At 43.3% G+C, this 15,431-nt stretch carries 14 protein-coding genes; 8 read left to right on the top strand and 6 right to left on the bottom strand.

Translation table 11 applies throughout. The features are described 5' to 3' along the window. Window positions 1-63 precede the first annotated feature (63 nt). The 3 genes from cysK to MKX46_RS05775 all read right to left on the bottom strand — a co-directional run bounded on the left by cysK (window position 64) and on the right by MKX46_RS05775 (window position 3,707). Window positions 64-1,002 carry a cysteine synthase A gene (gene cysK / locus MKX46_RS05785; RefSeq protein WP_029517693.1) on the bottom strand — a complete coding sequence of 313 codons (939 nt, stop codon included), beginning with the start codon at window positions 1,000-1,002 and terminating at the stop codon, window positions 64-66. A gap of 406 nt (window positions 1,003-1,408) precedes the next feature. Beyond that, window positions 1,409-1,582 (bottom strand): hypothetical protein, encoded by a 174-nt coding sequence (locus MKX46_RS05780; RefSeq protein WP_341070992.1) that lies wholly within the window; start codon window positions 1,580-1,582, stop codon window positions 1,409-1,411. A 181-nt stretch (window positions 1,583-1,763) separates the two neighbouring features. Beyond that, the gene (locus tag MKX46_RS05775) at window positions 1,764-3,707 is read right to left on the bottom strand and encodes a serine hydrolase domain-containing protein (protein WP_341070990.1); all 1,944 of its coding nucleotides are present in this window, start codon (window positions 3,705-3,707) and stop codon (window positions 1,764-1,766) included. Window positions 3,708-3,964: 257 nt separating this feature from the next. Between MKX46_RS05775 and MKX46_RS05770 the strand changes: the two genes are divergently transcribed. The 5 genes from MKX46_RS05770 to MKX46_RS05750 all read left to right on the top strand — a co-directional run bounded on the left by MKX46_RS05770 (window position 3,965) and on the right by MKX46_RS05750 (window position 10,181). Continuing rightward, window positions 3,965-6,025, top strand: a complete 2,061-nt coding sequence (locus MKX46_RS05770; protein WP_341070989.1) for a glycosyl hydrolase 115 family protein — start codon at window positions 3,965-3,967, stop codon at window positions 6,023-6,025. Window positions 6,026-6,144: 119 nt separating this feature from the next. Then, window positions 6,145-6,807 carry an S-layer homology domain-containing protein gene (locus tag MKX46_RS05765; protein ID WP_341070988.1) on the top strand — a complete coding sequence of 221 codons (663 nt, stop codon included), beginning with the start codon at window positions 6,145-6,147 and terminating at the stop codon, window positions 6,805-6,807. Between the two features lie 259 nt (window positions 6,808-7,066). Next, the gene (locus MKX46_RS05760; protein ID WP_209949548.1) at window positions 7,067-7,735 is read left to right on the top strand and encodes a uracil-DNA glycosylase; all 669 of its coding nucleotides are present in this window, start codon (window positions 7,067-7,069) and stop codon (window positions 7,733-7,735) included. 16 nt (window positions 7,736-7,751) lie between these two features. Continuing rightward, complete coding sequence (locus MKX46_RS05755; protein ID WP_318627885.1) at window positions 7,752-8,174, top strand: hypothetical protein; 423 nt, start codon at window positions 7,752-7,754, stop codon at window positions 8,172-8,174. A gap of 120 nt (window positions 8,175-8,294) precedes the next feature. Next, window positions 8,295-10,181: an Ig-like domain-containing protein gene (locus tag MKX46_RS05750; RefSeq protein ID WP_341070987.1), complete on the top strand. Its 1,887-nt coding sequence runs from the start codon at window positions 8,295-8,297 to the stop codon at window positions 10,179-10,181. A 68-nt stretch (window positions 10,182-10,249) separates the two neighbouring features. Here the strand turns inward: MKX46_RS05750 and MKX46_RS05745 are convergent, their stop codons facing one another. Then, entirely contained in the window at window positions 10,250-10,552 is a 303-nt protein-coding gene (locus tag MKX46_RS05745; RefSeq protein ID WP_013310964.1) for a hypothetical protein, read from the bottom strand. Window positions 10,553-10,937: 385 nt separating this feature from the next. Further along, window positions 10,938-11,132 carry a hypothetical protein gene (locus MKX46_RS05740; protein WP_029517686.1) on the bottom strand — a complete coding sequence of 65 codons (195 nt, stop codon included), beginning with the start codon at window positions 11,130-11,132 and terminating at the stop codon, window positions 10,938-10,940. A 140-nt stretch (window positions 11,133-11,272) separates the two neighbouring features. Between MKX46_RS05740 and MKX46_RS05735 the strand changes: the two genes are divergently transcribed. After that, window positions 11,273-11,713, top strand: coding sequence for a NucA/NucB deoxyribonuclease domain-containing protein (locus MKX46_RS05735; RefSeq protein ID WP_209949551.1), 441 nt, complete (start codon window positions 11,273-11,275; stop codon window positions 11,711-11,713). A gap of 16 nt (window positions 11,714-11,729) precedes the next feature. Here MKX46_RS05735 and MKX46_RS05730 read toward each other — a convergent pair whose 3' ends face one another. Then, entirely contained in the window at window positions 11,730-11,882 is a 153-nt protein-coding gene (locus MKX46_RS05730) for a hypothetical protein (protein ID WP_165150326.1), read from the bottom strand. A gap of 114 nt (window positions 11,883-11,996) precedes the next feature. Between MKX46_RS05730 and MKX46_RS05725 the strand changes: the two genes are divergently transcribed. Both MKX46_RS05725 and MKX46_RS05720 read left to right on the top strand, forming a co-directional pair. Continuing rightward, the gene (locus tag MKX46_RS05725; protein WP_029517684.1) at window positions 11,997-13,817 is read left to right on the top strand and encodes a sensor histidine kinase; all 1,821 of its coding nucleotides are present in this window, start codon (window positions 11,997-11,999) and stop codon (window positions 13,815-13,817) included. Continuing rightward, a complete protein-coding gene (locus tag MKX46_RS05720) occupies window positions 13,792-15,417 on the top strand; it encodes a response regulator transcription factor (protein WP_341070986.1) in 1,626 nt (541 codons plus the stop codon). The genes MKX46_RS05725 and MKX46_RS05720 overlap by 26 nt, the downstream gene beginning before the upstream one ends. The last annotated feature ends 14 nt before the right edge of the window (window positions 15,418-15,431 follow it).

Below are 15,431 nucleotides of genomic sequence, written 5' to 3'. Positions count from 1 at the left end.
GCTCTTGCTTGTGTACTTGGAAAATTAACAAAAGAGGCAGCTGGATTCCTGCCTCTTTTGTTATTATTCTACGTCTGAGAAAAGCGGAGTGGACAAATAACGCTCACCTGTATCAGGTAATATGACCACGATCGTCTTGCCTTTGTTTTCTGGAAGCTTTGCAATTTGTGTTGCTGCATAAACCGCAGCCCCAGAAGAAATACCAACAAGCAGCCCTTCTGTTTTGGCAAGCAGGCGTGCAGTTTCAAATGCATCTTCGTTTTTAACTTTGAAAACCTCATCCACATATTCTTCATTAAAGTTATTTGGAATGAAACCAGCACCGAGTCCTTGTAGTTGATGTGAACCTGGAGTACCGCCAGACAGCACTGGTGAATCGAACGGTTCGACGGCTATCACTTTTACAGAAGGTTTTCGTTCCTTCAATCCCTGGCCAACGCCCGAAATAGTCCCACCTGTACCTACGCCCGCAATAAAAATATCTACACCGCCATCCGTATCATGCCAGATTTCTACAGCTGTAGTTTTGCGGTGGATTTCTGGATTGGCAGGATTGCTAAACTGCTGTGGTATGAAAGAGTTTGGTGTTTCGGCAGCCAATAGTTCAGCACGCTTGATAGCGCCTTTCATCCCCTCGGATCCCGGTGTTAACACAAGCTCAGCACCGAACGCAGTCAAAAGCTTGCGACGTTCGATACTAAACGTTTCAGGAAGTGTAATTATAAGTTTATATCCAAGAGCCGCAGCTGCAAATGCAAGTCCGATTCCAGTATTGCCACTTGTTGGTTCGATAATAACGGAGTCTTTATTGATTAAGCCTTTCTCCTCAGCGTCTTTAATCATAGCATATCCAATGCGGTCCTTAACGCTACCAGCCGGATTGAAATATTCCAACTTTGCTACCACGTTTGCCTCAATATTTTGGATTTGGCTGTAGTTCAACAGTGCTAGCAAAGGAGTATTTCCAATTAATTCAGTCAACTTTTGGTGAATTTTAGTCAAAATTATCCCTCCAAACGATTAATTCATATCTACTTACTATGACATAGATATTATCACGAATTTTTCTTCATAACCATGTTCTGTTAATTCATAGTGAGGAGCGGGAACGGACGAAACAGTTTAAACCTAAGGTACTACTCATAAAAAAGTAGTCCAAGCTTATTCAGAACCTGAGAGTCATTAAGAATGTATACAGTGTATCCTTTTACCCGCTAACCTAGTGGTCGGCGGATAACGAATTTGTATTTAGTAGAAGGCAAAAAGAGCAGTAAGGAATTAATCCTTCTGCCTCACTGTTAACATACGGGGAGGCGTTTTTATTTTGGCAAGCTTACGGTGTATCAATTCGCGCCATCAAGTTGCTCTTGCGAGAGCTTACGACTAAATGCCTACAATACGAAGTAATTTATGTTCTTAATAAGGATATCGATACATCATCTAAAAGAATTGTGGCAAAGGTATCCTCTGCTGTAACACGGAACACTAAATCTCTGGAAACAGTTCCCGAATTTCCTGAGATTGAGAAAGTGCGGGAGGATATGACAGGGGCTGCGCCTTTTCCACTTTTCTTTGGTTTCATTTGAATTAACCCTCTTTCTGTAGACATATTTGCTACACTAGTAGTTTATGAAATATGAATAAGAGTGTTCATAGAGAAGAGAATACAAAAAAGACCGTCTATTGACGGCCTTTTCTATGTTTCGACTCGAAATATATCGTGGAGGCTATCTATGCTATAAAAAGGATAAAATTAAGTAGATCTATGCGAAAAAATAGAAATTATAGGAATACAAGAAAAACGAAATAGCTAAAAACGAAAGAATCAGCGCCGCGGTGTATACCTTTCTTAACAAAGTAGCCTCCGAAACGTTACATTTTCTTACAGCAAGATAGGCAGCCGGTACAAAGGCGAGCCCAAGTACCCAGAAAAGGATAATATTGAAATTGAAATTGGACATAGGCTGATAGGGGTCGCCTATCAATTGGATGCTTGAAGCAATGAGATTGACGATCACAAGCAGACCCAGCAAGGGGATTACGGTTACACTGTCAGGCAAGGGAAGCCGCGAAGCACTCTTCTGCTTTCTTGCGTCCTTGAGCTTCCGCAGCCATCCAATAATACCGAAAATAGACCCAAGCGCAAACCAAATACCGCATCCCCCGACCAGAATATAACTGAAGATGGATGTTTGCAGGAAGGATATCGGCAATTGGTCATCGATCACTCCATATGACAACTGCGTCACTTTACCATCGGCATTGGTTATGAAAAAAAGACGGCTGATGTTTAGGCCCGCGTGATCATAAGGAGTGCTCCCGGGAGTCACGCGTTCAAAAAAATAGGGTTTGGTTTCTACATAATCAACATGAATATTCATGGATGGAATACTCAGAGTGATTCCGCCATTGCCGTTGGCTGTGACCACTTCTTCCGCATTGGATAATACGGGTATAAGCTTCAATATACCAGATGATACTGCGCGAGCAGAACGGTATTTTCCCTCCACATCCGCGCTATGCTTCAACGTGTTGTCCGCTTGCGGAGTAGCGTGGGAACCCCCGACAAACAGGTCAATGAGTTCGCTTCTTGCCCCGGACATTTCATTTTCCACATTAGTCAGAATACTGATCCCAAAGTTTTGATCCGGCACGATAGAGACCAGAGAGGAGAATGAATCTGTATTTCCACCGTGCTCGATAACACGATAATCTCCCGCGAACCGTTCCCAAAAGCCATGGGCATTCCCCGGAAGCTCGGGATAGTGGGTATACGAAGCCTCATGCATTTCTCGCAAGGTTTCATTCTTGTTGAACAGCGAATATTTTAAGGAATGGTCCATGTTCAGATGAGCAAGCATAAAATGAGCCATGTCCTCCGAAGTAATGTTTAACGCACCAGCCGGCACATCATTAAAGAAAACATTCGGCTTTGCCACCCAGTTTCCATCCTTCTTGGAGTAGCCTGTTGCTTTATGTTCGATAACCTCTGGAATAAGATCATACCGTTGTGTAAAGTAAGAATGTTTCATGTCTAGAGGCTCAAATATATGTTTCTGAATATAGGTTTCAAAAGGCATTCCGGATACACGTTCTATAATATAACCGGCCAGGTTGGTCCCATAGTTGGAATAAGCAATCACTGTTCCAGGCTCATAAATCTGTTGAGGCTGGTTTCCGGGTGCGACATGCTCCTTGAGAGGCCTAAGATCAGCAGGATCATGAACCAAAAGTTTTTCCAGGCGCTCCTCAAAACCTGCCGTGTGGCTTATCAGTGATTTCAGGGTAATAGGCTTATCAAAAGAAGGCTTAAGAAAGCCGTCAGGCAAGTATGTGCGGATGTCCGTATTCAAATCCAGCTTTCCTTGCTCAACCAGTTGCATTACTGCCGTCCAGGTGAACAATTTCGATACGGAACCGGCCTCCATATAGGTTGTTTCCGTACTCATGGGTGTTTGTTTCTCGATGTTTGCGTATCCGTAACCTTTTGAAAGAACAATTTTCCCGTCCTTTACTATGGAAACCGCAGCACCAGGAATCGCTGTTCCTATATATTTTTTCATAATTTGATCTGTTCTGTTTTCGATTTCGGAAATCGGAATTCCAGAGGGAGTAGTTGGAACGGACTCAGAAGCATATGCCTGGACCGGGATAAATGCCATCAATGCCAACAGGAACAAAGAGGCAAATCGTTTTTTCAATTTCATATCATGTCTCCTTTTTGCTGCGCTTGAATCTTTAAGGGCAGTCTGTTTTTTGGAACATTTTTAGTATAGCAGTCAAGTCTTTCTTATTTCTCTCCTGTTCCTTACTTTTTTCTTTCTCAAATGAAGCTTCAACTCTCAAATGATTTACCGAAAAAAAGCTATATTTACGTTGGTACAGCTTTATATGTATGTTGACAACCTATAAAATAAAGACAAGAAGAATCCTCATAGTTGAAAAAAATAGGAGATGACAACAAATGAAAGCCTGTGAACCTCTAACTATTTCATCTGAAAGCGGATACAATCTTCAAACCAATGAAAGTGTGCCCATTGCCCACGCTTGGAACATGATTGCGCGAGATCATAAGCAAGTGTTTGGCCTCGAGCCATTGCAAACAGAAATAGAGCCCTCGATCATTATCCGTTATGCGCAGGAAGGAGATAGCTGTCCGCACTGGCCAGAGAGCTATTGTCTACGTTTTGTTGCTGGTCGCAAGGGAACGGTACTCCATATTATTGGCCGTGATGAATTAGGAATTATTTATGGACTGCTTCATTACAGCCGTTTCGCTTTGGGTGTGGAGCCGTTCTGGTTCTGGGCGGAGCTTCTCCCACCTAAGCGGGATACCATAGTTTTACCGAGTGAGAATGTTGACAGTATACCGTCCAAGGTTCGATATCGAGGATGGTTTGTCAATGATGAGGTATGCTTGATTGGCTGGAAGGAAGATTATCCACCGACGGAGCAGGTGTGGCAGCCCGTTTTCGAAGCGTTACTGCGGTGCGGTGGAAATATGGTGATTCCCGGAACCGATTTACCACGCACAGGTATCCATCATAAGCTTGCAGCAGACATGGGCTTATGGATCACACATCATCATGCTGAGCCGTTGGGGGCGGAGATGTTTTTGCGCGCGTTTCCGGGTAAACAAGCTAGCTACAGAGAGCATCCCGAGTTGTTTGAACAGCTGTGGCAGGAAGCGATTGAACGGCAAAAGGGAGAGAAAATTGTTTGGGTGTTGTCTTTTCGCGGGCAGGGTGACAAGCCTTTTTGGGAAGATGATCCTTCCTTTAATACGCCGGACAAACGCGGACAATTAATCTCGTATGTGGTTCGCAAGCAGTACAATATGATCTGTGAATTTGTGGAGCAGCCCGTGTGCTGTATGGCGATGTATGGTGAGATTGCCGAGTTATACAAGCAGGGGCATATTGAAGTACCCGAAGAGGTGATCAAAATATGGGCGGATAATGGTTACGGTAAAATGGTATCCCGGCGTCATGGGAATCTTAATTATCGTGTACCAGCATTGCCTGAGACGCAGGATGGGGGCAAGAATGGAGTGTATTACCATGTGACCTTCCACGACTTGCAAGCGTCGAACCATCTTACCCAATTTCCCTCCTCAGCCAGCTTGATTGTAGACGAATTAACAGCAGCGTTTACTACAGGGGCGGACGAGTACCTGCTGGTCAATTCAGGTAATATTTTGCCGCATGTATATACGCTGGATTTAGTAGCAAATTTATGGACGAATGGTAACGTAGATGCCGCAGACCAACTTACTGATTTTATTGGGCGCTTGTACAGTAGTCAGCTTCAAGAGATTTCCCAATTATACCGGGATTATTCCCGTTGTACTATCGTTTATGGCCCGCATAAGGATGATCGGGCAGGGGAGGAATTCTATCACCATCCGACTCGGCAGATTATGGGGTATTGGCTACAAGGCAAAGAAAGCAGTGATGAACGGCTGTACTGGGCTACTGGAGAAAGGCCTTTTCCTGAACAGGTTCGCTGGTTCAAGGAAAAAGCCGAGTCGGCAATTCCCGACTGGGTTGAACTGCGAGAGCGGTGTCTACGAATCATGAAGCAGTTGTCTGAAGATGAATGTCGTAGGCTGTATAATCAACTGCTTGTGCAGATTGAACTGCATCTAAGTGGTTCACGTGGACTGGCAAGGTTATGTAGCGCTTATGGGCTGTTCCTTGAAAAAGATTATCCACGAGCATTTATACAAGCTTCTCATGCCGTTTGGAGCTACCGGATGGGTAAAGAAGCTTTATCGCTCGCAGGAACTGGAAGATGGGAGCATTTCTACCGGGCAGATTGGTTAACCAATCTGGATAATACTATTTCACATGCGGACACTGTGCGGAGATTTCTTCGTCTTCAGGGAGACAGTCCGGATATGTTCCTGTGGTCCAAACAATATTTAATGCCAGAAACAGAGAAATATATCTATCTAGAGAATACGCATCGCAAGCCCCTTTCCGATGATGAGTTGGCACGCTGTCTGGAGAAGGTATTATATTAAAAAGGAAGACATGTAGCATAAGAGTTAACAGCGTCGCCTGCAACCTTTCCATCTTATACTACGTCAATGAAGTTGTTAATGGCCAAGCGGCCCAATTCAACTACAAGGTGGAACTTAACATGAGTATGAGAAAAAGTGCATTTGCAGCCATTACAACTGTAGCCATTTTGTCCTTCTCCGTTGGAGGTCAAATGTCTGCGGCAGACCGTCAATTCAAAGATTTGGATAACGTAAGTGGTAAAGAAAAAATTATATCCCTTAAAGATCAGGGTCTGCTCAAAGGTATCTCTGATACGCAGTTTCTCCCGTCATCTAAAGTGACCGCTGCTCAAGGCATTCAGTTGATCTCCGGCGGACTCCAGCTCAGTTTGTCCACCATTGATTTGAACAAGGAGCCACAGGTCAGTAGACTGTTTACCCATGTGAAGGATAATGCATGGTACGCCGAAGCTTTTATCAACGCGCACTATAATGGTGTGGTTATTCCAAAGGATATTGATCCTGCCAAAGCTCTGACTAAGGAACAGTTCACACATATGCTGATTCAGGGCATGGAAAAAGCAGGCGCTCTTCCGATGATTAAAATCGCACCTGCGAATATTGCGGATGACAGCGAACTGGAGCCTTCTTACCAAGGTAGCATTCAACGCTCGCTAGTCTACAAGGTCAATACCTTGGATGCAAATGAAAAGTTTTATCCAAAAAGCGAGATTACACGTGCCGAAGCTGCTGTTATGTTATATAATGCATTGGAATACCTGAATACTCATACAAAATCGTAATAAATACAGCAATAAAGAGCTTTTCTTCTGAGGGAATTAAGCTTTCAGTTACTTGACATCATTATCGTTAATGTTATAATAAGGAAATCGAATTTAGACCTGCGGTAGCTGATTACCGTAAGGATATTTTCCTGGTCCTTCGGCATATAACACAGGTAACGAATAAATAAGCTGGCTCCGGATGAGGAGTTCAGCTTATTTTTTTGGATCAAAAAGCTTACCGTTTTCACAGATTTACATATTGAGAGGAGACAGGAGTATGTTTGGGAATGACTGGGATGATGTACTACGAGAAGAGGTCGAAAAGCCATACTTTAATGATTTAAGGTATACGTTAGCCCGAGAGTACAAGTTACATAAGGTATATCCTCCAAAAGAAGACTTGTTTTCCGCACTCAAATTAACGCCATTTCATCTGACCAAAGCGGTTATATTGGGGCAGGATCCATATCATGGAGAAGGACAAGCTCACGGTTTAAGCTTTTCTGTTAGACCTGGTGTGCGAACGCCACCGTCTCTATTAAATATATACAAGGAGCTTCGCGATGATATCGGTACTCCCATTCCGAATCAGGGATACCTCGTTCCTTGGGCTGAGCAAGGTGTGCTGCTGCTGAACAACGTGTTAACCGTTCGTGAAGGACAACCGCAATCTCACCAGGGAATAGGTTGGGAACGTTTCACGGATGCTGTCATTGAAGCGATTAATGAGCGCGAGCAGCCAGCAGTGTTTATTTTGTGGGGGAGCCATGCTCAGAAAAAAGCAAGCTTCGTGAATACCAGCAAGCATTTGGTGCTGAAATCCGTTCATCCGAGTCCATTGGCGGCTCACAGAGGTTTTTTTGGCAGCAAACCTTTTTCGCGTACCAATGCATTTTTGCAGGAGCATGGAATGGAACCGATTCGGTGGGATATTCATAGCCGCTAGCACTGGAGGTGAGGACATGCGTCAATGGAAGGGACGTCAGGTCATTTTATATCACGGCAACAATGATCATACCCAGAAGGTGCGCGGCACGCTTGAAAAATGGGATGAAATACGAAAGTGTGTTATTTTAGGCCCGAAAATGCTGGCTATTCCTTTTGAAAATATTACGCATATTACCATGTTTCCTCCGGGGCGTGAGCGTAGAAGCCGCCATCCGGCGAAGCTGAACGCTACTGGTTATGTAATGAGCGTTCCGTTACAGTTTGATAATGCCATTCATTTTCAGTCGGCGGTGACGATTTGGAGAGAGGATCAGCTGATTGCTTATAATGTAAAGCTGGTTAGTCACTCGGCACACGATGTAATTCTTGAAGATGGACAAACCTTATCTAAGGAAGAGCATTTGTTTGTGGTAAGGTCACTGCGTGGAGAACTTTAACTGTAATAATTCACCTTTTTTTGATGAAGGGTTCAATTTAGTTAACTGCTTACCGATAAAAGATAATGGGATTGTTAATAATACCCTGTTTTATAGAATGAAACAAAGGGAGCGAAACGAATGGAACGTATGAAACGTATGAGCAAACGGAGTACCTTCTTACTTGCGTTGCTGATGTTTGTATTTGCAGCATGGCCAGCAGGTTTGATCCGGGCTGAGGAGAGCAAGACCTCCACGGTAGAGTGGGATAGTCAAAATCCGACTACATTGAATCTGGGTGGAAGCCCCGCTCAATTAAAAGTGTGGTCATTGACAGAAAAGGGCAAGGAAGATGTTACACAAAAGGCAGAATGGATCTCTGGGGATTCAAGCATTTTAAAGGTAGATAAGGGACTCATTACTCCTGTGTCAAAAGGGCAGATTAAGATTGTTGCTACATATGAGCAGCAAACGGTAAGTACAACGATTACAGTAAAATCGCCTTACAGCAAGCTGCAATTAAATCCGTCTAGTCCCATTAATTTGACGATTGGCGGGGAATCGAAGCAATTGACTGCTCAAGGTGTACTTACTGGAGGTGGGACGGAAAATGTATCCGGTGTCGAATGGACTTCTTCGAATGCGGCTGTTGCTACCGTTGAAGATGGTCTTGTTCGTCCACTTGCCAAAGGCGTGACTTACATTAAAGCAAGCAAAGATGAACTTAAAGCACAAACGATTGTGTATGTGCGTTCTTCTTCTCAGGCGTTAGTATTGAGTGCAACTGGGTCCAAATCGGTCTTTCTGGGTAGCTCCCCAATTCAGGTTAGTGCAACTGATGTCAACCTGACTGGCAGCAAAACAGATGTGACCAACACGGCAGAATGGACTTCCTCCAATCCGCTGGTTGCCACAGTCGAGCAAGGTAAAATCACACCGATGGATGCAGGCAATTCGACGATTACAGCGTCCTATCACGGTTTGAGCAAGACTCTAAAGATTAATGTACTTCCGACGGTTGAAAAACTGGTTTCAAGCAAAGCCAGTCTGACTCTCGAAACAGGAGGCAAAACTTCTCTTCCGAGTATATCTGCTTATTTGGTCAATGGAACAAAAAAAGCAGTTCAATCCGATGTAAAATGGAGCTTAAGCAGTGAAAGTGCAGTTAAAATAGCAAATGGTAAGCTGGTTGCAGTGAACCCAGGCAGTGCAACATTGACAGCAACGGTAGGTGCGCTCAAACTGGATATTCCAGTGACTGTGCAATATAAAGTGCTCAAGCTGACGGCTTCTGAGAAAAAATATGTACTGGTTGCAGGCCAAGAAGCAAGTATTCCGACAGTAAAAGCCCACATGGCTGGTGGTGGAATCCTGGATATTACCAATCAGGTAAGCTGGGTAGGTACAACAGCCGCAGTTACAGTAGCAAATGGTAAAGTAAAAGCGGTGAATGGCGGTAACTCTGGAATTAAGGCTATGTATATGAATAAATATGTGAAAGTACCTGTCATTGTGGAAGGAGCCATTTCTACATTGACACCAAGCTTTTCGAATGCCGAAATGAATTTGAAAGGAAGTAAGTCCATCAAAGTCATCGGCATATATACGGATGGTAAAAAAGTTACCCTGAGCAGTAAAGTGAAATGGACAACATCGAATGCTTCCGTAGCGATCGTAAAAGGCTCTTCCATTAAAGCCGTTGGAATTGGAAACGCAACGATTACGGGCACATATCAGGATAAGTCGTTTAACATCGAGATCAAGGTCACACCTAAGCTGCTCAAACTGGTATTGAGCAATAAAAACCTGAAGCTGCCTAAAGGCTCCTCTCAAGTGCTTAGTGTGAATGCAGTTTATGATTCAGGTGCTACTACCAATGTGACAAGCTCAGCGGTATGGACATCCTCCAAACCGTCGATCGTACAGGTTACAGCTGGTCAGGTGAAGGCCTTGGAAAGCGGAAGCTCCAGTATTAAAGTAGTCTATGGCGGTAAGAAGGTAACGACATCTGCCAAAGTGTTAAAATAGCTACGTACATTGCCACATCCACTTATAAAAAATAACCCCCGGTCCAAAGACCGGGGGTTATTTTCAGCTTATTCTACGCCGTCCTGATAATGATTTTTCCAATGTTTATCGCCTTTGTGTGCGAAGTCTTCAACTGTCTTTTCCAAAGTAGCTACCAGTTGGGCTTTAATCTCAGAAATTGTGTCTCGGAACAGTCTTTCTTCCGTACCATTGATCTTTTCACCATATAGAGCCTGAGCGGCTATAAATTGACGATGTTGCTCCACAAAACTGTCAATCGAATGCAATGCATGCTCCACGTATTGGGAAATGCTATGATGCTCGTTAGGCAGTTGCAATTTTAATTCATGAACTCTGTTTAATAATGCCATGATGATCACCTCGTACGTTTTGTTATGTCAATAATTATACATCATTTTCGGAAAACTTTCATTAAATTTTGATTAAAATGTGACTTTTATTATGTCATGATTGCATTTTCAATGGTGATCAGGCATAATTTTCGGAAATTTCATTATTTTCCTTTGTATTGTGATTTTAAAATTTAAAATATATGATACGAAGATGATGCAAGAGCAAGCTGCGACAGCTGTCTTTCTGACATGTTATAATGGGGAAAAGCCCAGTCGGAAAGGTTGTCAGTATGGTATGAAGCTTTTTAAAGGTTTATTTTGGGGGATTCTGATTAGTCTTCTTCTGTGGTGTGCCTTGTTTGGGCTTGTCCGCTGGATGTCTCATTAAGTCGCTTCCTGTATCTTATACAATAACTCTTGCGACTGTATCCACGTCATTAACAGAAATCGTATATACGTGTTCGTCATCATAGAGCTTGAATTGCTGAGTTTCTTGGTCAGATAGGAGCTTAGGCCAGCCAATTACGGTACTTCCATTCAGTAACCGGACTACAACGGCTTGCATTTGGCTCACGGCCAGTTTGATCTCATCGTTCATTCGTGCAACCTCCTCTCTATACTATTTGTCGTCCAATATTCAACCTTTTTTTATAGTTAGTAAGGGGTTACAAAAAATAAAATCCGGGGATCACCTTAGTTGAAGGCATCTATTGGAATAGCTTGAAGGGAAGAGAGAAATTGAAGAAAAAGTTGCTAAGTTTTATAGCTTTAGTTCTGCTAGCTGCGGGCGCGTACTGGTTTGAAGGAGGCAATCTTCTTACGAAAATAACAGGAGAGAACCCGCCTTCCTCGGCGGCTCAGGTAACGCTGCAATTCCCGTCAGGTCGTTACCCTGAAACGGCGCAGCATATTAAGGAAGCCATTCAGGCGGGAAAATCACCAGTATGCACAATTGACCGTGAAGGAGCCGAGCAAAATCGCAAGCATTCGCTTACAGGTGTCCCCACTCGTAAGGGATACGATCGTGATGAATGGCCGATGGCTATGTGTTCAGAAGGTGGCAAAGGTGCAAATGTCAAATACATAGCCCCTAAGGATAATCGTGGGGCAGGATCATGGGTTAGTCATCAATTGGATGAGTATGAGGATGGAACTCGTGTGAAATTTGTTGTGAAATAGTTGCCGTTTAGTATATTTACTTTTTATTTCCTTTCGCTGTTTCCTGTTTGGCCTTAACCAACGCCAGAAAATCAAAAAAATCACCTAGTGTATTGAAGCCGGCACCTAAAATGGCCAAGTCTTCAGCGGATAGTTGGTTAAACCATTCCATTTGCTTAGCATCAAACATATTATCACCGCCAACCATTGATAATGTAGTGTATGTACTGACGGCAACAAAGGTCAGGGCTCAGGCATACCAATTAAGTATGCCTGTTTCTTGTGCAGAGGATGTGTAGAACTCATGTTTAAATTTAATTTTTATACTAAAATCGTCTCCATCGTTATCGTATTGCTTATACCTCTGCTGATCCTGTATGTCTATTCTAATCAGACAACGACAGGTGTACTACGTGAGGAGCTGAATCAATCTAATTATAATCAGCTGACTTTTTTTCAAAACCAGGTGAATACGAATATTGAAATGATTTCCTCCTGGCCGCATCTGCTGATTCATGATCCTGATGTAGCCAGTTTTCAAGCGATTTTTTTGAAGGACAAAGTTCTCAATCTGGATGGAATTAACCTTGTCAAACGGATTCAAACCAAGCTTGGGCTTCAGGAAAGCTCTTCTAATTGGAGAACCGGACTGAGTATCTATTCTCCTTCGCTTGGACGGGTTGTATCGGAAAATGGAGCAGGTTTATATGACCAGAAAAAACTAAATCAGCTGATAAAAGACGGCTGGCAGGTATCCAAAAAAAGATCATACGGGAAAGACCAATTTATATTTTCATTGTATACATTATCCCCGTTTTCTTCACTTGGTAATCCAGAAACTGCTAACACGATTATTAAGGTTGAATTTGACAGCAGTAATATTCAGGATATGCTTGACCGCTTCAAAGGTGATGGACGCAAGGAGCCTTTTTATTATAAAAAAGGCGTAGGAGCGATCTATAATCGTACTGCCAATGAAGAGCTGTCTGGACAGCTGATTTCAAAATTGGAAAAAATGGGACTCCATGAAGTTGACAATCTGACTGTGAAAATTGGAGAAGAAAGCTACCTGGTTCATGCCGTTCTTTCGCAAACGACGGGTTGGTATTTGATTGATTACATGCCTTTGTCTGATATGATGTCTCCGATTTACTCATCGAATCGACTGTTTTATATAACGGTTGTTGGCTCGCTGCTGGTAGGCCTGATTGGCGCTTACTTGCTTCATTCACAGGTACAAGTGCCGATTCTTCAGCTTGTGCGGGCATTTCGGAGACTAAAGGACGGAGACTATGCTGTTCGATTAAGTCTAAGGGGGAGTCACGAGTTTGCTTTCCTGTCTAGTCAATTCAATCAGATGGTCGAACAGATTCAGGAGCTGTTTGAGAAGGTGTATGTTGAGCAGCTACATGTCAAGGAAGCGCGACTAAAGCAGCTCCAGTCACAAATCAATCCACATTTTTTTTATAATTGTTTTTCGTTTATCACAAGTATGGCGAAGCTGCGCAATCATGAGGCGGTCGTGGCCATGGCTCATAATTTATCCAGGTATTATCGATATACAACAAGACAGGAGCGGGATTTAGTTCCATTATCAGAGGAAGTCGAGTTTGTTCAATATTATCTGAGGATACAGCAGATGCGTATGCCAAGGCTAACGTTCTTAGTTCATGTTTCTTCGCAGGCCAGCAGTCTGCCGATTCCGCCGCTTATAGTGCAGCCACTGGTGGAAAATGCGGTGCTGCACGGAATAGAGCCTCAAGCGGAGGAGGGTCTAATTCATATTTTGACTGAGCGTGTTGGCTCGTATATGTACCTGATTGTGGATGATAACGGACTCGGTTTGAGTAGAGAGGCTATAGCTGCCCTGACATCAACGCTTGACAAGCCTGTGGAAGAGGATCATGGATACGGTTTGTGGAATGTGCATCACCGCATGCGATTACATTTTGGGGAAGATGCCGGACTGGAGTTCTCTTTGTCTCCATTGGGAGGATTGCGTGCAGTATTAAAATGGTCGATCTCAACAGAAGGAGAGCATGCGAATGGTTTAATTGAGCCTTCGCCAGATTCGAATATAGTTAAAACGGAGGGACCAGATGGTTCAGATATTACTAGTAGATGATGAGAGTTATGTAACAGAAAGTCTGGCAGCTACCATTCCGTGGGAGACGCTAGGCATCGAGAGGGTTCATCAAGCGGTTTCCGCATTAGCAGCAGTGGATGTGCTGGAAGCGTACGATATTGATATTCTGGTAACAGATATTCGTATGCCTGGTATGACGGGACTGGAGTTGATTGTTGAAGTAAACGGGCGATGGCCGCATATCCGAAGTTTGTTACTGACAGGCTATGCCGATTTTGAATATGCTAAAAAAGCGCTTCAGCTTAAGGCTTTTGATTACATTTTAAAGCCGGTGGATGATGAAGAGTTTATCAAATGTGTGTCAGCCGCCATGGATTCGCTAAAGGAAGAATGGGAAGCATTTGACAAGGTTCATCAATTACAATATAGCCGCAGAAACGATTTTGGTGTACTGCGGACCCATTTGATGCATGATTTGCTACTCGGGCGTGATTTACCAGTACCAAAAATAGAGAGCAAAATGTCCGAGTACGAAATCAAGCTACGCACGGGACATCCTGCCAGTATGCTGCTTATTCAGCTAGGAAAGCATTTTTCTGATATGGACTATCATTCAGTCTCCTTAATTGAGTATGCGATTGGAAATATTGCCGAAGAAGTGTTCGCACCTGATTTTCACGTTTGGCATTGCAAAGCGCCGCATGACTGCTTAATTGTATTAATAGAAGAGAATTGGGATTCATTTCCTGAACGGAGTGTGGATGAGCAGAATCGTTGTTTGAGTGCGGCGATTGAGACCTTTCGAAAAAATGTGAGCAATTACTTGAAAGGGGAAATTTACGTTGCATTAACCGGATGGTTTAAGTTTCCAGAGGAACTGCCTAAGCTATATCAGACAGCGATTAGATCCTTATACTGGAACCATCAGGAGGAGACGGATACACTGCTATTCATAGAAGAACAGACAGAACAGCCACACAGCTCAGTTAAGTCACTGGAGGGGCTTTATATGCACCCTACGCTTACTCATCTGCTTGAATCCAGGCAATGGGACGAGGCCGAAGCAAAAGTGAGCCGTGTATTTGGAAAAATGGAAGAGGTGGGATATACACGCGAGCATTTATATGAGCTGTTTATTTCGGTGACGAGCGCCTTTATGTATACAGCGCACAAACAAGGACGTTTCATTACACAGATGGATCAAGTAGGCTTCGATCCGTTACATGCGCAGAAAATGGTTCATTCGTTTCCTCACCTCAAAGAGTGGATATTTTCCATGATGAACAAACTTAAATCTGAATGGTCTGCAAGCGAGCAAAGCGCTAAAAGCTATGTGGTCAAGCAGGTTCAGGAGCTCATCTCCCAGGATAAAGGTCAGGAGCTGTCTGTTAAAACGATTGCCGATCAGGTTTATCTTCATCCAGTCTATCTGTCTAAAATTTATAAAGCTGAAACCGGAGAAGGTCTGGGTGACTATATTATCCGAATGAGAATGGAGCGGGCACTTTATTTGCTCAAATATTCCAACAAAAAAATATACGAAATTACGACGGAACTAGGCTACCAGAATCCCCAATATTTCAGTAAAATGTTCAAAAAGCATTACGGAATGACTCCGCACGAATTTCGAGATCAGTAGAGATGACCAGTAAA

The organism is Paenibacillus sp. FSL P4-0113, from assembly GCF_038009305.1.
In the GTDB taxonomy this organism is placed as follows: Bacteria; Bacillota; Bacilli; order Paenibacillales; family Paenibacillaceae; genus Paenibacillus; species Paenibacillus polymyxa_D.
Note: the sequence above shows the minus strand (reverse complement) of the source record. Positions and strands in the feature narration are given on the sequence as shown.